General features: G+C 62.5%; 11 protein-coding genes. 9 read left to right on the top strand and 2 right to left on the bottom strand.

The window, feature by feature from the left end; genetic code table 11:
- Window positions 1-206: 206 nt before the first annotated feature.
- Window positions 207-1,190: a hypothetical protein gene (locus VCB98_RS03545; RefSeq protein ID WP_346050520.1), complete on the top strand. Its 984-nt coding sequence runs from the start codon at window positions 207-209 to the stop codon at window positions 1,188-1,190.
- Between the two features lie 83 nt (window positions 1,191-1,273).
- Here VCB98_RS03545 and VCB98_RS03540 read toward each other — a convergent pair whose 3' ends face one another.
- Entirely contained in the window at window positions 1,274-1,966 is a 693-nt protein-coding gene (locus tag VCB98_RS03540) for a nucleotide-binding protein (protein WP_346050519.1), read from the bottom strand.
- A 267-nt stretch (window positions 1,967-2,233) separates the two neighbouring features.
- On the opposite strand from VCB98_RS03540, the gene VCB98_RS03535 reads away from it, so the two are divergent.
- The 8 genes from VCB98_RS03535 (at window position 2,234) to VCB98_RS03500 (ending at window position 17,023) form a co-directional block, all read left to right on the top strand.
- Complete coding sequence (locus tag VCB98_RS03535) at window positions 2,234-3,067, top strand: DUF6689 family protein (RefSeq protein WP_346050518.1); 834 nt, start codon at window positions 2,234-2,236, stop codon at window positions 3,065-3,067.
- A complete protein-coding gene (locus VCB98_RS03530; RefSeq protein ID WP_346050517.1) occupies window positions 3,064-3,939 on the top strand; it encodes an FHA domain-containing protein in 876 nt (291 codons plus the stop codon). The genes VCB98_RS03535 and VCB98_RS03530 overlap by 4 nt, the downstream gene beginning before the upstream one ends.
- 45 nt (window positions 3,940-3,984) lie before the next feature.
- Window positions 3,985-7,308, top strand: a complete 3,324-nt coding sequence (locus VCB98_RS03525) for a serine/threonine-protein kinase (RefSeq protein WP_346050516.1) — start codon at window positions 3,985-3,987, stop codon at window positions 7,306-7,308.
- The gene (locus VCB98_RS03520; RefSeq protein ID WP_346050515.1) at window positions 7,289-8,047 is read left to right on the top strand and encodes a sensor histidine kinase; all 759 of its coding nucleotides are present in this window, start codon (window positions 7,289-7,291) and stop codon (window positions 8,045-8,047) included. The genes VCB98_RS03525 and VCB98_RS03520 overlap by 20 nt, the downstream gene beginning before the upstream one ends.
- Window positions 8,034-8,678 (top strand): response regulator, encoded by a 645-nt coding sequence (locus VCB98_RS03515; RefSeq protein ID WP_346050514.1) that lies wholly within the window; start codon window positions 8,034-8,036, stop codon window positions 8,676-8,678. Before VCB98_RS03520 ends, VCB98_RS03515 begins: the two co-directional genes overlap by 14 nt.
- Before the next feature lie 655 nt (window positions 8,679-9,333).
- Entirely contained in the window at window positions 9,334-11,814 is a 2,481-nt protein-coding gene (locus VCB98_RS03510; protein WP_346050513.1) for a S8 family serine peptidase, read from the top strand.
- Window positions 11,815-12,075: 261 nt separating this feature from the next.
- Entirely contained in the window at window positions 12,076-14,541 is a 2,466-nt protein-coding gene (locus VCB98_RS03505; protein WP_346050512.1) for a S8 family peptidase, read from the top strand.
- Window positions 14,542-14,719: 178 nt separating this feature from the next.
- On the top strand, window positions 14,720-17,023 hold the full coding sequence (locus VCB98_RS03500) for a S8 family serine peptidase (RefSeq protein ID WP_346050511.1): 2,304 nt from the start codon (window positions 14,720-14,722) through the stop codon (window positions 17,021-17,023).
- 451 nt (window positions 17,024-17,474) lie between these two features.
- On the opposite strand, the gene ptsP is transcribed toward VCB98_RS03500, so the two are convergent.
- The gene (ptsP, locus tag VCB98_RS03495; RefSeq protein WP_346050510.1) at window positions 17,475-19,217 is read right to left on the bottom strand and encodes a phosphoenolpyruvate--protein phosphotransferase; all 1,743 of its coding nucleotides are present in this window, start codon (window positions 19,215-19,217) and stop codon (window positions 17,475-17,477) included.
- Window positions 19,218-19,225: the final 8 nt, after the last annotated feature.

Below are 19,225 nucleotides of genomic sequence, written 5' to 3'. Positions count from 1 at the left end.
TGCTGTCCTTATCAGGTTGCGGTGAAGCGGAGCCCCCGCTGGCGCTGGATGAGATCGACCTTCCCGTGACGGATTCGGAGAGTTTTGCACCCAGATTATCGGTCGATGATTCGGGGCAGGTTTACCTCTCGTGGCTGGCAGGCAAGGAGAACGGTGGTCATGCTTTGCGGTTTGCGCGGCATGATGGAGTGGAGTGGTCCGAGCCGATGACAGTCAGTAGTGGTGAGGACTGGTTCGCCAACTGGGCGGACACCCCGGGTGTACGGCCTGTGGGTGACTGGCTGTTTGCCCATTGGCTGGTGAGAAGCGGGCCCGGTACCTATCACTACAACATCCACGCCGCCTGGTCCAAGGATGGTGGAAAGAGCTGGGGAGAGCCTTTCATCCTCCATGGGAAGGGACGACAGGCCGAGCACGGTTTCCTGTCATCGACGGTATTGCCAACGGGGGAACTCGCCGTTAGCTGGCTTGATGGCCGACATACGGTGGATGGGCATTCGGGGCATTCTCATGGCAATGGCAGCATGACTTTGCGCTGGGCACGCTTTCAGCCAGGTCAGAATGAGCCGGTTCATGATGAGGAACTGGATGACCGAGTCTGCGACTGCTGCATGACGGCGACGGTGTTGGAGAGTGATGGGCCGCGGGTGTTCTATCGCAATCGAAGTGAAGAAGAAATCCGTGATATTTATGCCGTCAGACCGGAACACGCAGCAGAGCGACGCCCGGTCCGTGACGATGGCTGGAATATTGCCGCGTGCCCCGTCAATGGCCCGGCGGCGCAAGCGGTCGGCAACAGAAGCGCCGTCCTGTGGTACACCGCTGCAGACGGTGAGGGTCAGGTCCGTTTTGCTTTTGACGACCCAGCCGGCAGTCGGGCGGGCGAGTCGAAACGAGTGGATCAGGGACGGGCATTGGGCCGGGTGGCCCTGGCCGGCCATGATGAGAATTTGCTGCTTTTATGGATGGAGGAGGGTGATCAGGGTGCCATCATCATGGGGCGAAAGGCAGGGGAAAATGGCCTTGGGCCCGCAGCCGCATTGACTGAACTGAGTGCTGCCCGCAGCAGCGGAGTGCCGATGGCGGTGGCTGCCGAGCAAGGCGTTCTGCTCGCCTGGACGGCCGTCACCGACGGCCAGCGACAGTTGCGTGCCGGCTGGGTCAATCGCCGGGCTTTGCCTGCGCTGTAATATTGGTGTTGTCTAATGGATGGTCGAGGCCCGGTGTCCGATCAGGACCAGCTTGCAGCGATGAACCGTTGAAGAGAGATTCCCTACGTTTTGGCTTTGAGATCCCGGGTATGAATTAACTGATGGACCGGCCGTGACTCTATCCAGTCGATCAGCGGTTTCCACTGATTCCGGTCTTTCCGTGTTTCCGACTCCGGGAGCTCAAAGATGCCAACTCCATGTTCAACTGCCCTGACGTAGTTTTGGGTATCCCGTAGCGTGGTGATAAAGGGGATTTCCAGGCTATTGAGAAAGCGCTCGAGTTTTGCATAGACACGCGTGTGGCGCCTTGCCCGATTTGCCACCACTGCCAGGCGGTCGCCTCGGCGACTGATGCGGGCCTTGATCAGCAGGTCGGCGATGCAGCGGGAGGCGGCATGAATATCGATGTTCGAAGGCAAAACCGGAATGATGATCGCCTGGGCTCCCCGAGTGGCCTCCACCAGTCGATGGTAGTCCAGAGCGGCAGGTGTATCCACGATGAGGCGTTCTGTGCCTTCCGGCGGCCGGGTCTGCCAGACACGGGTAGCCCCCGGTACGGCCTCCGCGGCGCGGACCCCCTCGATATGGGGGCGGTCCGGACCCCGCAACTGCAACCATTGCCAGCTCGAACCCTGGACATCGTAGTCCATGATCGAGGTCCGATGGCCCGCAACGGCATAATAGCTGGCGAGGTTGGTGGCAATGGTGGTCTTGCCACATCCACCCTTGGGGTTGATGACGACGATTCTGCGCATCTTGCTATCCAGTCCCTCTGCGAGCCCTATGGTCCGGTCACGACAATTTTGCGCCAGATGGAAGGAGATATTCGGGAATCATTTATCACCCTAGTGTAGCCCTTACCGTTTGGGAGGCAAGGGAAACCGTTCGTCCTGTGAACCCCTAGATTACTGATTGGGCGGGGTTTCCCAATAAAAAAAACCGGCTTGCGCCGACAACTGGAAAAGGTTAGCGTTTTCTCATGTAGGGGTGGCGGTACCAGAAAACTGGCGAGGTAGTTGCACATGACTTTCAGAATCCTGATAGCTCTGGTCGGCCTGGGCATGGCCTTCAGTCTTCCCGCCAAGGCCGGTATACAGAATCCGATCGTGGAGGGCGACGAGCTTTCCGCGGACATCGAGCTTACACCTGGCTTGAAGGCCGAACTGGTGCTGCGCTTTGAAAAGTCGGTCGGCCTGTCGGTGGACAATCTGGGGCTGTCGGCATCCACGATCGACATTACCGATCTGGATATCCTGCAACGACTACCCGATCCCACCGCTATCAACCTGCTCAGCAGTTTCCCGGTACGGGTGACGGTGGCCCCGCCCGCTGATGGTGGATTTGCTTTCGAAGGCGTGGCGGAAGTGGAGCTTTATACCCGCAATCTCCAGTACACGGCGGCAACCCCGTTTCGGATTTTTGCCGCCTCCCCGGGAGAGGATTTCCGTGACATCACCGCGTCGGTGAGTGGCGGCAGTTATCGAACCCGGGGGTCCACCGGCAACTTCTCCGATTTTCTGATCGTCGCTGATACCCGTCTGCTGCCGGACGCCATCAATGCCAAGTTTGATCATTTGGAGGCAAGCCTGAACCAGTTCGCGACAGAGATGGACAGTGTGTTGTTCAATGAGCTGGATGTCGCCCTGCAGGCCTCACGCAGCGCCTGGGCTGGCGGTGACGCTGCCACCGCCCTGGATTACCTGCAGAGCTTCGAGGCCCTGGTTGAAGCCGCCAGCGGTACCGGGCTGCCCAACGTCTGGCGGTCGGCGCGGGACCTGGACAATGTCGCGGGTGTCCTGCGGGCTGAAGCCCAGACCTTGCGTTTCAGCCTGACCCAGGCGATCAACTTCAGTTGAATCAGGCCCTGGGCGCACGCCTCAGTGTTTACGGGCGTGACGGCGCCACGGTCCGTCACCGGATCTCCGGCAAGGCCGATGTCAGCCTGGGGCGAAACCCGGCCTGTGACATCGTCATTGATGATCCCCGGGTCTCCCGCCGACACCTGCGCATTCATGTTCGTGACGGTGGTTGGTGGCTGGAAGATCTGGGCAGCAAGAACGGAACCCGTCTGGATGGGCGGTTGGTGCTGGAAGCGGCATTGCCGGATGCCGGCTGGTTGAGCCTGGGTGGGGTACCCATCGCCTGGAGTCGGGATGACGAGTCGGGTGATATCCCCCCGGCCAGGCGCCGTCGAACGGCGATGATGCTGGAACGACCGCTTCGGGATCTCAGTGATGCGCGCCAGCTGCTTTCCGACTCCCTGCGCGGCATGATGGAACTGGTGGAGGCCAGGGCCTGTTCACTCTGGCTCCGTCAGGCTGGAGGCGAGCTGGTGGTCATGTCCGATCTGGAAGAAACCACCGCGCCGGACGATGAGGCGAAGCGTCTTTGTCGCCAGGCGGCTTCAATCGGCGAGGCCGTCTATCAGCTGCCGTCCGACCAGGATGTGGGGAAAGGTCACGTCGCCATTCCGCTGGTGGTCGCCGAGCGCCTGATTGGCCTGGTCGTGCTGGCCGGTGAGCGCGTCCCGGGGGCGCGCAATCGCCTGGACCGCGAGTTGCTGGAGGGGCTGGCGGCCCAGGCCGGTCTTGCCGCCAGTGGCTTGCTACTGCGCGATGAAATTCTCGCACTCGGGACACCGCCACCCGCCCATGCCACGGAGATTGGCAACGACTCGCCTCTGCAGCGCTTGCTAAAGCAGGTCTTCCCCGCCTATCGTCAGTCATAAGGCGGTTTATACGTCCCACGCCCACCGCAGGCAGCCAGAGCCGACATGAGTAATGACAAGCACAGCACCACCGGTCATGAGCGGACGCTGACCCAGACCGCCGCCACCGACATGCTCCCGGCCGGGACGGTCTTGGCCGGGCGGTACCGGATTAATGATGTGATCGGTGTGGGCGCCATGGGCGTAGTGTATGAAGCCCATGATCAGCAGCTGGACGTGTCGGTGGCGGTCAAGCTGTTGAAGCCCGAGGGCGGTCGCTCCCAACAGGGCAGCGAACGTTTTCGGCGCGAGATTCTCCTTGCCCGCCAGGTCAGTCACCCCAATGTGGTCCGCATTCACGACATGGGCCAGGACGGTGATGCCCTGTTCCTGACCATGGACCGGGTCATCGGTCGCACGCTCAAGGAACGCCTCGCCGAGGGCCCGCTGTCGGTCGAAGAAGCCGCCTCCATGGGCGCCGATGTGGCCGGCGCCCTTGCCGCCGCTCATGATCAGGATGTGGTCCATCGTGATCTCAAACCCGCCAATATCCTGCTGGACGAGTCCGGCCGCGCCCATGTCACCGATTTCGGCGTCGCGCGCTCCATGCGGGAGAGCGGTCTGACCGTGGCCGGCCAGATCATGGGCACCCCTGATTACCTCTCCCCGGAGCAGGTGCGTGGCGAGGCAGTGGACGGGCGTAGCGATATCTATGCGCTGGGACTGATCTTGTGTGAGGCGCTGACCGGCCGGCTGCCTTTCAGCGGCGAAACCCTGGAGGAAATACTTGCCCAGCGCAGCACGGGCCGCGCCATTGATCCCGGCAAGCTGTCCGTGTCCCTGCCGGGCTGGATGCTCAGGATCCTGCGGCGCTGCCTGGCCCGAGATCCGGCGGATCGCTATGCCGATGCCAAGGAACTGGTCCGTGACCTGGGTCGCGGCCAGGCGGGACGGCGCGTGCGGCGTCGGGCCTCACTGGGAGCAGCGGCGGCCGGTGTGGTGACCCTGGCCGCTTTGCTGGCCTGGCAGTTGTGGCCCAGCTTCCCGCTCACCGATACCGAGCCGACCCCGACCGAACGGATTGCTGTCTTGCCCCTGAGCGTGGAGGGCGAGGGCACCGCGAGCTGGAGTGGCCGCTCCCTGGCCGAGGCCATCTCGGCGACCCTGGCGGAACAGCCGGCGCTGGAGCTGGTGGACTCTTTCCGGGTGCTTCAGCTGATGCGCAATCTGAGACTGGATCCCGAGGACATCAGCCCCCTGGAGATCCGCCAGTTGGCGGATCTGCTGGAAGTATCGGGGGTGGTTCATGGCCGGATGGCGGGCGATCCGGAGCGTGTCCAGGTGGAGTTGTATCTATCCGATGCCCGTGGTGAGAGGGTTGCCAGGACGCAGGAACGATTCGGCGCGGACACTCCGGTTGCTGACGCACCCCGCTTGGCCAGGACCTTGTTCAGTGCTCTTGACGCGGCAGAGCCGGCCCATGAGCCGACCATTCATTCCGGCTACCCGGAGGCCATGCTGGCCTACGATCGCGGCCTGGAACACCTGCTACTGGGTAATAGCGTCGCCGCGATTCCGGTCCTCGAGACCGCCGTGGAGACGGACCCGGAATTCGTGCTTGCCTGGAGCCGCCTGGCGTCCGCCTATGCGGATGCTGGACGGCAGGAGGCGGCTATTGAGGCAGCGGAAGAGGCCCTTGGCCGCCTGCAGGGCCAGGAAGGGCGCCAGGTCCTGTGGGCCCTAGCCCAACACGCCCGCCTGGTGGGTGCCATGGAGGAAGCGCGGGAGACACTCGAGCAGTTGGTGGCCGATTACCCCAATGACATGGAAGCCCGGGTCGCCTTGGGTGAACTCAAAGGGGACATGGGGGAATTCGACCGCGCCCGTGAGCAACTGGAGGCAGTGACGGCCCGTGACGCCACCCACCCCCGCGCCTGGTTCCTGCTGGGCAAGTTCGCCATCATTTCGGGCAATCCCGGACTGGCTGCCGAGGATTACCTGGTCCGCGCGCTGGTGGTCCAGAACCGGGTTGGCGGGCCTCAAGGGCGGGGCGAGGTCTTGAATGCCCTTGGCATCGCCCATGAACACCTGGGTGAGCTTGAACTGGCCGGGGACTATTATCGTTCTGCCGTCGACTTGCGTGACGAGGCCGGTGACAAACGCGGTCTGGCCGCAAGCCTGAGTAATCTGGCCCGCCTGGAGATGATCAGCGGTCATTTTGATTCCGCGCGCGCGAGCATCAACCGCGCTTTGGAGATCAGCCAAGCGCTCGGGGATACCGAGGGGTTGGCGGATCTGTACACGGAACTCGGCTTGCTGGAGGAAGAGCGCGGTGATTATGCCACCGCCCTGAGCCAGTTCCGCGAGGCCCTGCGGCTCTATCGCAGGATGGGGCGATCCCATGCCGTGGCCCAAAGCGAAGACAATGTGGCCTTCGCCTATCTCATGCTTGGTGAGTATGACAATGCCGGGGTCTTTGCCAATAATGCCCTGGACTATTTTCGGAACCAGCAAAACCCGAGAGGGGAGATGGGCACCCTCCAGACCCTGGGGCAGTTGCATCTTGCCCGCGGCGAGTGGGAGGCGGCCATTCGCTCCCTGCTAACGGCCCTTGAGATCAGCCGTGAGGGTGGCCAACCCTTCAGTGAGGCGGCGGTTGAGGGCAGCCTGGCCGAAGTGGCCTATCACCAGGGGCGGATTGCGGTCGCTCTCGACGGTTACCGGCAGGCGATGGCCATTCTTGATGATATGGATGACGTTCGCGGCATGGCCGAATTCAGTCTCCGCAATGCCGAACTGTTGCAATGGCTGGGCCGGTCTGCCGAGGCCGAGGAGTACCTGGCGCGGGCCGAAAGCTGGCTGGAACGGGGCGGCAATCATGCCCAGCTGGCGCATCTGGCCCGGCTCCAGGGACGATTTGATCAGGCCTCAGATCACGCCGAGCGAACCGGTAGTGGGGTGGAGCAGCTGAAGGTAGCTCTGGCGCGACTGAGCGCGCAGCCGGGACAATCCACGGAAAAGGCGGCGCGGCTTGTCCGCCAAGCAGAACAGCTGGGACATCTGCCGCTGCATCTGGAGGCGCGCACTTTGCTGGCCAGGTCGCAGTATCTCGCCGGGGAGCTGGAGGCGGCCGAGCGGACCGTGAGACGGTCCTTGCGGGCGCCGGTCGGCCTGACGCCGTGGCGCGATAATTGGAAATTTCAGCTGCTGCAGATGCGGATTGCCGAGGCCCGGGGTGATCAGTCCGCTGCGGAACAGGCCCGCGAGGCAATGCGCGATGAGCATCAACGCCTCATGCGCGGTCTGTCGCCTGAATATCAGGCAGCCTTTGTGGCCGCGGCAGTGAGCTGGGTCGCGGAAGGGAGTGGCAATGATATTCAAGCGCCTTAGCCGCCGTTCCCGGCAGGACGCGGACCGCCTGCAGGCGCTGGAGCAGCAGAATGATGCCCTGTTCTCCGAGCTGGCCCAGGTGCAGCAGCGCTTCGGCGGCCTGGCCCGTTCGGTGTGGCGGGTCCAGGAAGAGGAGCGTCGTCATATCGCGCGCGAATTGCATGACAGCGTGGGTCAGACACTGACCGCCCTTTGTCACCGGGTAGAGTCCCTGGATGGCGACTCGGCCGCCCGCGATGCCGCCGCAAGCCTATGCCGACAGGCGCTGGAGGAGGTTCGGGAGTTGTCCCGCCTGCTGCGACCGCCCGTGCTGGATGACCTGGGGCTTGTGCCGGCCCTCAAGTGGCTGGCCCGACGGGTGCGTGAATCTCACGGGATTCCGGTCAATGTTCGCGCCGGTGACGAGAGTGTGGGGGTGGACAGTGACGCTGAGACCCTGATTTTCCGCGTGGCCCAGGAGTCGCTCTCCAATGCGGTCCGGCATGGCCGACCCACGCGTATTGATATCCGTTTGACCCGCATCGGCAATCGTCTGGAGCTGCAGGTACGCGACAACGGCGAGGGGTTTGATCCTGAGGCGGTGGAAACCCGGGAAGAACGGGGTATTGGCCTGGCCGGTATGCGCGACCGGGTCTCTCTATTCGGCGGTGAACTGTTGATCAGCTCAAGCCCGGGCCGGGGTACCATGGTATCCGCCAGCCTGGTTCTCGACAGGGGGGAGGGCGATGGAGACCATTAGACTTTTGCTCGCGGACGATCACAGCATCGTTCGTGAAGGCCTGGTCAGTCTGCTGGAGCAGCATGAAGGCTATCAGGTGGTGGCCCAGGCCGCTGATGGTGTGGAAGCGGTGGAGCAAGCCCTGGCGAACCGGCCTGATGTGGCCATTATTGATCTTTCCATGCCGGGGCTGCACGGCATGGAAGTGGTTCGCCGCATCCACGCCGAACTCCCCGATACCCGGATCTTGGTGCTCACCCACCACGACGAGGAAGAATACGTGCTGCCGCTGATTCAGGCCGGGGCCAGCGGCTATCTGGTCAAGGACAGCGCCGGTGAGGAACTACGCCGGGCGGTGGATGCCCTCTCCCGGGGGCAGGCCTATTTCGGCGCCCATGCCGCCAAGGTCTTGGCCGAGCAGCAGCGAAACCCCCACCGCAGTGCCGAAGACCCCTATGGCAGCCTGACCGATCGCGAGCGGGAGGTGTTGCACCTGGTCTGTGAAGGCCTCACCACCAAGGAAATTGCCCGCCGTCTGGATATCGGCGTCAAGACTGCCGAAAACCACCGCGGCCGGGTTCTCGACAAGCTGGGTCTGGCCAATACCGCCGAACTGGTTCGCTATGCAGCGAAGCGGGGTTTGATCAGTTAGCGGATTAGGTGGGTTTGGCTTCGGCTTAGGTAGGACCTTTCTATGTCGGTGACGGGTTGCGTTCCGGCCTAGGTGGCGACAGGCCTTTCCAAGAACGCCGTAAACCCATCCCTGGGGGCTCTGGGTTCGCCATCCTGGCTCACACAGTCTTGGAAAGGCCTGTCGCCACCTAGGCCTACCTTTGGTGATGGTCACCTTGGCCATGCTTGTTGATGGCAAATTCAAGTTGATGATCAGATTGCCTTCGATTTGGCTGGGGAGATCGCGGATAAATCCGCTCCTACGGCGGCTTCGGCATACGCTATAGGCACCGTGGGTGCGAATTTATTCGCGATCAAAAGCCTCCGGACGGCACCAAGAGATAAGACAGAACCAATCCCTCCACTAGCACGCCCAAGGTGACCCCCACCAGGACCGAAGCCGGGACGCAATCCGTCACCGACGTCGAAGGGTCCTAGCCCACTCGAAGCCCACCATGGTATCGGCTGACATGCCTCCCACTACCCAATCCCCCACCTCGCCCGTGAGCGATTGATGCCCAGCTCCCATGCTGGGTGAAGATCATCCGCCCCTCTGGGGGTTTTCCCCGATTCCCGTTCATTGCCCCCTCTGTCTTACTAAGAGGCGTCGAAACAACCGCCTTATGGAGGCAGTCATGTTTAATCGAAAATCCCTTTATGCCGGCGTCTCGGCATTGGGCCTGTCGGCGGCGATGATGCTGCCGGCCTCGGTCCTTGCCGTGACCGTCGGTGACAGCCTCAAGGATGAGCTCAGCAACAGCAGTCTCAGTGACACCCTGGAAGTCATAGTCAGCTTCGAGGGCGATGGCGCCCTGGAACAATCGCAGCTGGACGCCCTGGAATCATTGGGGCTGACCGGTGTGCACTTTGAGGCCCTGCCCATAGCCGGTGTAGTCGCCACGCCGGATCAGATCGACGCCCTGCGTGATATCGATGGCGTCCGCTCCCTGTGGCTGAACGAGGCTCTGGAGTATGACAATGCTGATGGTACCGCACTCACCGGCGTGGACCGGATGCGGAGTGATCAGAATCTTCGCACCGCCATGGGATTGCCCTATTCGGGCATGGGCATCGGCGTGCTGGTGAATGACTCCGGCGTTGACGGCCATCACCCGGACCTTAGCTATCCGGACAAGACCGTGCAGAACGTTGCCGCCCAGACCAATCTTCGCGGCGTCGACAGCATGCTGCCCATCAGCTACGTGGAAGACGTACCGGATACCGATATCGCCGGTGGCCACGGCACGCACGTGGCCGGGACCGTGGGCGGCACCGGTGCCGCCTCCGGTGGTGAGCAGGAAGGCGTGGCGCCGGGCGCCGATATCATCGGCTACGGCTCCGGTGCCGGACTGTTCATCCTGGATACCCTGGGTGGCTTTGATTATGCCCTGGTGAATCAATTCCGCTACAACATCCGCATTGTCCAGAACTCCTTCGGCAGCCCGGGTGATACCGGATCGGACTTCGATCCGGACCATCCCACCAGTATCGCCACCAAGGCCCTGGCCGATCGCAATGTGGTCGTGGTCTTCTCCGCCGGTAACTCCGGCTCCGGCGAAGACACCATCACCGGCAGCTTCAAGAAGGCACCCTGGGTCGTGACCGTCGGCGCCGGCAACCGTGATGGTGAGCTGGCGGATTTCTCCTCCCGCGGCAAGCGCGGCGGTGGTGGCCAGGTGGAGATCGGTGGCGAGCAGTTCCAGTGGACCGATCGGCCCAACGTGGTGGCCCCGGGCGTGGATGTGATTTCCGCCCAGGCCAAAACCGATCCGACCGCACCGCTGGGCTATGACCCGGAAGATCCGGCCGGCTCGCTTTTCTATCAAAGCCTCAGCGGTACCTCCATGGCCGCGCCGCATGTGTCCGGCATTGTTGCGCTCATGCTGGAAGCCGATCCCACCCTGCACTGGAGCGAGGTGATCGAGATACTTGAGGATACGGCCACCAACATGCCCGGCTATGAGGAATGGGAAGTGGGTGCCGGTTATGTGAATGCCTATGCGGCGGTGGCCGCGGCTGCCGGTGTTCGCGATGACTATGGCCTGACCACCAACCTCAACCGGGACTTCAATGCCGAGGCCTCGGTGACACGCGTCGGTGGGCCGGACTTCGAACTGTTCTTCTCGCCCATTGGACCCAAGGACGTGGAAACATTCCATGTTGATTCCGGTCTCTCCACGGTCGTTGCCAGTGCCAATGTCAGCGACAACACCGTGGCCATCGCGCTGACCGATCCGGACGGCAACCGCTATGGTTCCTCCATATCGTTGCCCCTGCTGGGCCCGAGTATTGCCGTGACCGCGCCCGCCATTCCCGGTGAGTGGACCATTGAGGTCAGCGGTATCGGAGCCGTCTCCGGTGTCACCCTCGATCCGCTTGGAGTGACTAATGGTACGGCGGCGCCCGGGACCATCAACGCGAGTGTGGATTTTATCCGCCTGGATGATTTTACCGGCCTGGATGACATTGCCGGGCATCCCGCCCAGGGCCTGATCGAACAGGCCGTGAGTCAGCGGTTGGTGGACGCCCGTGACGGTGGCAGTTATGCCCCGGACGAGCCTCTTACTCGTGCCGAGCTGGCGGATTATCTGATGCAGGGCGGCGCTATTCGCCAGTTCCGTCCCACCGACGGCAGCGACACCATCCTGGACATGACCGGCTTTGCTCAGGCCGCGGCCGAGGCCGTGGTGGCCCAGGGTGGGCCCCTGCGGGATTTGGTTGGGCAACAGGGGGCCACGGTCATGCCCCATGACACGGGTGTGTTCAATGGCGATGCCAGTGTACGGCGCGCCGAGCTGGCCTTCAGTCTGATTCAGGCCCTGGGCCTGGAGGCGGAAGCCGAGGCCGCCCGGCAAGCGCTGGAGGATGAGGTCATTACCGCGCCTTTCCAGGACGAGGCCGTGCCGCTTGAGGACGACAGTCAGGTGCCGGTCGAGCTGCGTGGTCATGTTCAGCTGGCTCTGGACCTTCGCTTGATGCGGGCCGAGTTCGGAATCGAGCAGGGAGCCTTTGATCTTGAGCCCACGCTGACCGCGCATTTCCATCCGGAGGATGATGTCAGTCGAGCGGCCTATGCCTTCAATGCCATCAACTTCCTGGATCGTTATCGTCAATAAGAGGGCTCCAACAATCCCGTAAAGGACTTTGGCGGGTCAGCCACACCAGCAACCCCCCCCGATGATCCGCCAATGTACGGCCCGGCTTCCCCCAGGGGAGTCGGGTCGTTTTATGGAACCTCTGACTCAGACAAAAGGGTCCGTAGGGGAAAGCATTTGTCCGGCTGGGGGTTTTCCCCTCTGTCGGCAAGCACCCTGCACTTGCTCTACTGCATGGCATGCCCCCGGGCGTGTGCGTTTTCATCATTACGGAGGTTGGTCATGTTAAATCAAAGTTCAATGCGGTTGCGACTGCTGGGCCTGGCCGCGGCCATCACGGCCCTGCCGGCTACCGCGAGCGCAACGGTATTGGGACCGGCGCTGGAAGCCAAACTGGATCAGTTGGGCCCTCAGGATACCGCGGAAGTGATTGTCAGCTTTGACAGCGATGGTCCCCTGGGTGAGGAGCAGGTTTCGCTGCTGGAATCCCTGGGACTGTCGGGTGTGCACTTCCAGGCCCTGCCCATGGCAGCGGCCGTGGCCACACCCAGTCAGATCGCCGCCCTTGCCGAGAAGGATCAGGTGCGGTCGATCTATTTCAACAAGGAATTGAGCTATAGCAATAGGGATGCCCGGGATCTGACCGGCGTGGAAAGGATGCGCAGTGATGTCAATCTGCGCAATGCCATGGGCCTGCCGTATTCCGGGGCCGGCATCGGGGTGATGGTGAATGACTCCGGCATTGATGCCACCCACCCGGATCTCACGTTCGGTGACAAGACGGTACAGAACGTCTTCGGCACCACCAACCTGAACGCCGTCGATGGCATGCTGCCCATCACCTGGGTGGAAGATGTGCCGGACACCGATATCGCTAGCGGCCACGGCACCCATGTGGCAGGCACCATTGCCGGTACCGGCGCCGCTTCCGGTGGCGAGCATGCCGGCATGGCCCCGGGCGCGGATTTGATTGGTTACGGTTCGGGGGCGGTACTGCTGCTGGTGGATACCATTGGCGCCTTCGATTACGCGCTGGTCAACCAGTTCCGCTACAACATCCGGGTTATCCAGAACTCCTGGGGCAGCCCGGGTGACGCCGGAAACGATTTTGATCCGGACCATCCCACCGCCATTGCCACCAAGCGTCTGGCGGACCGTAACGTGATGGTGGTCTTCTCCGCGGGTAACTCCGGTTCCGGCGAGGACACCATCGGCGGCAGCTTCATGAAGGCCCCCTGGATCGTCCGGGTGGGTGCCGCCAACAAGGATGGCACCCTGGCGGATTTCTCCTCCCGCGGCAAGCGCGGCGGCGGTGGCACCGTCGAGGTGGATGGCGAGGTCTTCGAATGGGTGGACCGTCCCACCGTGGTCGCCCCCGGCGTGGATATCATTTCGGCCATGGCCAACAGCGGTGTGCTGTCTCTGCTTGACCCCAAGGATGCCCATTACGCCTACATGAGCGGCACCTCCATGTCCGGGCCGGTGGTGGCCGGCATCGTGGCGCTGATGCTGGAAGCCAATCCCCAGCTGCACTGGTCGGACATCATCCGGATTCTCGAGGATACCGCGACCAATATGCCCGGCCGTGAAGACTGGGAAGTGGGTGCCGGCATGGTCAATGCCCATGCTGCCGTGATCGCGGCAGCTGGTATCCGTGATGACTATGGCCTGACCCAGACCTTGAACCGTGACTTCAACGCCGAGGTGCAGCAGTCGCGCATCGAAGGCCCCGATTTCGCCCTGGAATATGATCCCCTGCTGGATTCCGGGCCGGAAACCTTCCATGTGGAAGCGGGGCTGTCCACCGTGATCGCCACCGCCAATGCGTCCGATAACACCGTGGCCATTGTTCTTACCGATCCGGATGGCAATCGCTATGGGTCCGGTGTCTCTCTGCCCCTGCTCGGGCCGAGCATCGCCGTCACCGCTCCGGCCGTGCCGGGGGAATGGCAGATCGAGGCTCGCGGCATTGGTGCTGTTTCCGGCGTGGCCCTTGATCCCCTGGGCCTGACCAATGGTGTCGGCCTGCCGGGCACGGTGAATGCGAGCGTTGATTTCATGCGGGTGGAGGGTTTCACCGGCCTCAACGACATTGATGGTCATCCCGCCCAGGGCTTGATCGAGCAGGGCGTGGCCGAACGGCTGCTGGACGCCCGTGTCGGCGGCAATTACGAGCCGGATCAGGCACTGACCCGGGCGGAACTGGCTGACTATCTGACCCAGGGTGGTGGCATCCGTCAGTTCCGGCCCAGCGACGGCAGTGATTCCCTGTTGGATGTGGGTGGCCTGGATCTCGCCACTGCCGAGGCCGTCAGTGTTCGCGGGGCCGCGCAACGCGATCTACGTCATACACAGGATGCAGTGGTGCCGGTTCAATCGGATACCGCGTTTGACCCCGACGGCGTGGTCGAGCGGGCCGAGCTGGCCTATTCCCTGATCCAGACCCTGGGGCTGCAGGCCGAGGCCCAGGCTGTTCGTGACAATCTCGGCGATGAGCCGGTGACCGTCGAGGTTCTTGGCGAGCGGGTGGCGCTGGAGGATGACGATGCCATTCCCGCCGAACTCAAGGGGCATGTCCAGCTCGCCCTGGATTTCCGGCTCATGCACGTGGATTACAGCCTTGAGCAGGGTCCTTTCGAGCTGGAACCGACCATCCGGGCCCATTTCCGTCCGGGCGATGTCCTGACCCGCGCGGAATATGCCCTCTCGGCGGTGAATCTGCTTGACCGATTCAGCCAGAGCGACTGAAGCGTAAGCGCTGCAGTCGGCGATCCGGCCCGGCCACCCCTGCGGGTGCGAATGAGTCAATCAGAGGTTCCTCCATGAGGGTTTTCCCGGTCCCGGCTGAGGGATCGCCCCTATTGGTGTCGACCACGCAGGGACCGACACTGGCTACAGTCCCGAGAAATCATTACGAGGTCATGCCATGCGTCCCTACATTCTGGCAATACTGCTGTCCCTGGTGATTGTTTTCCCCGTGCAGGCCCAGCCCAGCCTGGACCCGGTGCTGGAAGCCGAGGCCGCGGCTGCGCCTCTGGCCCTGCATGAGATGGTGATCAGCTTCGAGGACGATGTCGGGCAGCAGACCCTCGACAGCCTGGTCATGGCGGGGGTCACCGCCGGAGTGGTACTCAATGAGCTGCCCATGGTGCTGGTGCAGGCAACAGGGCTTCAGCTGAGTCAGCTGCAAAACCTGCCCGGTGTGGTCTCCATCTACGGCAATCGCATCCATCAGCCCTATACCAATGCCAGCCGTGCCTTTATCGGCCTGGAAGCGCTGATTCGCGACCGCGATGTGCAGACGGCCAACATGGGCCTGCCGGTCTCCGGCCAGGGCATCGGCGTGGCCGTGGTGGATACCGGTGTGGATGCCACCCACTCGGATCTGCGCCTGGGGGAGAACGTGGTTCAGAATGTCTATTTCCCTCTCGCCGATGTGCCCTTGAATTTCCCCAGCGAGCTGGTGCCCCCCATCGCGGTTGAGGACTCCCCGCACACCGATATTGAAGGTGGCCACGGCACCTTTGTCGCCGGCGTGACCGGTGGCACCGGGGCCGCTTCAGCAGGGTTCTATGCCGGTGTGGCGCCCGGGGCAGATCTGATTGGGCTCAACGCGGGCAATGATGCCGGCTTATCCACTTTCGCCATTGTGCAGACCTATGACTGGATTCTCGCCAACCAGGATGTCTACAACATCCGCGTGGTCAACAATTCCTTCGGCTCCGATCTGGGCGAGGCGGACAATTACGATCCCTACGATCCCATCAATGTGGGCACGCGGATGATGAATGATCAGCATATTGCCGTGGTCTTTGCCGCCGGCAACAGCGGTGATGCGCCCGGTGCGATCAACCGCCTGGCCGTGGCCCCCTGGGTGATCTCGGTGGCGGCGGGGCAGAAGGAAGGCCTGGGCAGTCCGGCCGGTTTTTCTTCCCGCGGCATGGATAATGGCAGTGACCGCGAGGCGGCCCCCCACCCGGCCGATCCGGAACAGGCGCCCAATCTGCGCCCTGACATCACCGCGCCCGGGGTCAACATCAAGAGCGTGCGCAGCAAGGGCGCTGGTCTCACCAATCTGGCGGGCACGGCGCTGTTGCAGGACACCGATATTCCGCCGGGCTTTCTGCCTTTCTACACCACCTCCCAGGGCACCAGCTTTGCCGCACCCCATGTGGCCGGTGTCATCGCCCTGATGCTGGAGGCCAATCCGGCCCTGACGCCGGAAGAGATCATGCTGATTCTGAGGGGCTCGGCCAATCCCATGCCCTTCGAGGAACGGGTGGTGGGCGCTGGCTATGTGGATGCCCACAACGCTGTGCGCGAGGCCATCGGCCTGTCGGCCGTGAGCCCGGCCTTCGATCTGATGCCGGGACCGGACACGCCCGAGATCGTGGATGTCCGGGGCGACCAGACCGGAACCCAGGCCCAGGACATCCTCAGTGGTCGTTTTTATTACGATGCCGACGCCAATGCATTGGTCTACACCCTTGAGGTGGCTGACCTGGACGAACGTACGCCCAACAACCGCTGGACCATGAGTTCCTTCTTCAGTGATACGGAGCTGTTTGTCACCGCCAGTATCAATGAACTGGGCCAGGCGGAATATGCCTACGGCCGCTTCACTGTGCTGGACACCGGCACCCGCAACCAGGAAACCATTGGCGAGGCCGATGACGGACAGATGACGGGCAACCGCATTGTCATCCGCCTGGGTCTTGAAAAGATCAATGAAGCCGTGGGCTTTGATGTCTTCGATACCGTTTCCACCGGCACTCAGGCCAACAGCCAGATTCTGATCGGCACAAGTTTTACCGGCGGCTTGCTGCTCAATGCCGACTCCGCCTCGGGCCGGGATTTCCGAGTCGGCGAGTTAGGCGACAACGGCGACGGTAACGGTGACGATGATGCCGATAATGGCGAGGGCACGGCCTGTCCCGAGCAGGGGATCCGGGAACGGTTACCCGGGGTTTATCGTGAAGGTGATAGCGGCAAGTCCATTGCTTTCAGCCTTGCCTGTGAAGAGCTCAAGGTGCAGCTGACCTACAATCCCGGGAACCAGGATCTGGCGTATGAGCTGCGTAACAGTGATGGCGACACCGTGGCCCACCCCACTCACGGCAATGGCCGTCGCCTGACAGTCGACGACCTGCCTCCTGGTGACTATGAACTCCACCTGAGCGGTGACACGGGCACCGATGTGGACTTTGTCTTTGCGGTTCATCAGGATTAGGTTGGGCAGCGCTTGCTGATGACCCATTCAGAGATTCGAGCAGATTGCCTTTGATTCGGTCCGGCTAATCGCGGATAAATCCGCTCCCACGGTGGCTTCGTCATACACTAATGGCACCGTGGGAGCGAATTCATTCGCGATCAAAAGCCTCCGGATGGCGCCAAGGCATAAGACAGAACCAAACCCTCCACTAGCACTGCCCAGGTGACCCCCAACAAAGGTAGGCTTCGGTCCTGGTGGGCTTGCTCAGGGCTGTGTGAGCCAGGATGGCGAACCCAGAGCCCCTAGGGATGGGTTCACGGCGAACCTGAGCAAGCCCACCAGGACCGAAGCCGGGACGCAACCGTCATCGGTATCGATGGGCACTAGCTTATTGAAAGCGAACCTCAGAGCAGAGGAGAAATGCAAGGAGCCTAAGCTCCCCATTAAGTGGCGCCCCTCCGCACGGCCATTAGTGCAGCGCGTTGAGGCGGCGCAGCAGGTCGGGGGCGCGGTCAGGATCGGTATTGCGCAGGAAGCCGCGGGTACGGCCGCCCAGCTCCTTGAGATCGGTGCGCGTGATCACCCGCTTGACCTCCAGCAAGGTGGAAGGGTGCATGGAAAAGTCCCGCAGGCCCAGGCCCAGCAATAGCCGGGTGTACTGGGGATCACCGGCCATCTCGCCACACATGGATACCGGGATGCCCGCACGCCGGCCCGCCTGCAGGGTGGTGGAGATCAGCTTCAGCACCGAAGGATGGACGGGATCGTAAAGATAGTTGACGTGATCATCCACCCGGTCGATGGCCAGGGTGTACTGGATCAGGTCGTTGGTGCCAATGGACAGAAAGTCCACATGGCGGGCGATCTGATGGGCCGTGAGGGCCGCAGAGGGGACCTCGATCATGGCGCCCACCGGGATGGCGGGGTCATAATCCTGGCCGCGCGCATCCAGGCTTTGCTTGGCCACTTCGATCATCTGCTGGGCCTGCAGGACTTCCTGGGTGGTGGCGACCAGCGGCAACATGATCCGCAGCGGTGCATCAGCCGATGCCCGTAGCAGGGCCCGCAATTGCTTGAGGAAGATGCCCGGCTCGCTCAGGCTGTAGCGAATGCCACGAAGCCCGAGCGCCGGGTTATGGCCATCGTCGGGCCCGGTCTCACGGCCAATCAGTCTTTTGTCGGCACCCAGGTCCAGGGTTCGGATGGTGACCGGCATGCCGTCGGCCTGAGCCAGTATTTCCAGGTAGCTGCGGTACTGCTCCTCCTCATCGGGAAAGTCCGGGCGATTCATGTAGAGGAACTCGGTGCGATACAGGCCGATGCCGTCGCCGCCGGTCTTTCGGAACAGGCGCAGGTCTTCGGGAAGCTCAATGTTGGCCAGAAGCTGAATGCGAGTGCCGTCCAGGGTGCAGGCAGGTTCGCCTCGCAAGCCTTTCAGCTCCCGGACGTGCTTGAACAATTCGCGACGCTTGTGCCGATAGTAGGCCACCTCGCGTTCGCCCGGGTTGGCAAATACGGCGCCCTTTAGACCGTCAATGATCAGGGATTCGCCGTCCCGCAAAAGCTGCCGTGCGCGGTGGAGGCCCACAACGGCAGGGATGCCGAGGCTTCGGGCTAGAATGCTGGTGTGGGAGAGGGGGCCGCCGGACTCGGTGATCAGTGCCCGAATGCCTCGACTCTGCATCAGGACCACGTCGGCGGGGGAGACGTCCTCGGCAACCAGGATGGGGTAAGCACCGGCCCGTGATTTTTCCTCGTCCCAGATATCGTCTCCCCGCATCAGCAGACGCTGGACCCGGCTGACCACGTGATCCACGTCATCCCTGCGGGTACGGAGGTAGGGGTCCTCCATCTGGTCAAAAACGGCCACCAGCTCGTCCCGCTGAGCCTGCAGGGCCCATTCCGCATTGCACTGCTCCTGCCGAATGATTCTTGCCACTGCCTCGGACAAGGCTTCGTCGTCGAGCATCAGCAGGTGGGTATCGATGAAGGCACCGATCTCGGCGGGTGCGTCGGTGGGAATCTGCTTGCGAACGTTCTGTAGTTGAGCCTTGGCTGATTCCCGTGCCTGATGAAAGCGCTCCACCTCGCTGCCGATTTCGGCGCGAGGCAGGTTGTACTCCAGAATCTCCATGGGTTCGCCATCGGCCACGTGGGCCTGGCCGATGACGATGCCCCTGGAAACGCCGATTCCGGTCAGCAATAGGCTCAAATCTCGTC

This window comes from Natronospira elongata, assembly GCF_034931365.1.
GTDB classification, from domain to species: domain Bacteria; phylum Pseudomonadota; class Gammaproteobacteria; order Natronospirales; family Natronospiraceae; genus Natronospira; species Natronospira elongata.
The sequence above is the reverse complement of the archived record's forward strand: the minus strand, read 5'-3'. Positions and strand labels throughout refer to the sequence as shown.

Excerpts from the sequence above, each read along its gene's own strand:
- VCB98_RS03510 (WP_346050513.1), top strand. The coding sequence starts at position 9,334 with ATGTTTAATCGAAAATCCCTTTATGCCGGCGTCTCGGCATTGGGCCTG.
- VCB98_RS03515 (WP_346050514.1), top strand. The coding sequence starts at position 8,034 with ATGGAGACCATTAGACTTTTGCTCGCGGACGATCACAGCATCGTTCGT.
- VCB98_RS03540 (WP_346050519.1), bottom strand. The coding sequence starts at position 1,966 with ATGCGCAGAATCGTCGTCATCAACCCCAAGGGTGGATGTGGCAAGACC.
- VCB98_RS03505 (WP_346050512.1), top strand. The coding sequence starts at position 12,076 with ATGTTAAATCAAAGTTCAATGCGGTTGCGACTGCTGGGCCTGGCCGCG.
- VCB98_RS03545 (WP_346050520.1), top strand. The coding sequence starts at position 207 with ATGACAGTCAGTAGTGGTGAGGACTGGTTCGCCAACTGGGCGGACACC.
- VCB98_RS03525 (WP_346050516.1), top strand. The coding sequence starts at position 3,985 with ATGAGTAATGACAAGCACAGCACCACCGGTCATGAGCGGACGCTGACC.
- VCB98_RS03535 (WP_346050518.1), top strand. The coding sequence starts at position 2,234 with ATGACTTTCAGAATCCTGATAGCTCTGGTCGGCCTGGGCATGGCCTTC.
- VCB98_RS03520 (WP_346050515.1), top strand. The coding sequence starts at position 7,289 with ATGATATTCAAGCGCCTTAGCCGCCGTTCCCGGCAGGACGCGGACCGC.
- VCB98_RS03500 (WP_346050511.1), top strand. The coding sequence starts at position 14,720 with ATGCGTCCCTACATTCTGGCAATACTGCTGTCCCTGGTGATTGTTTTC.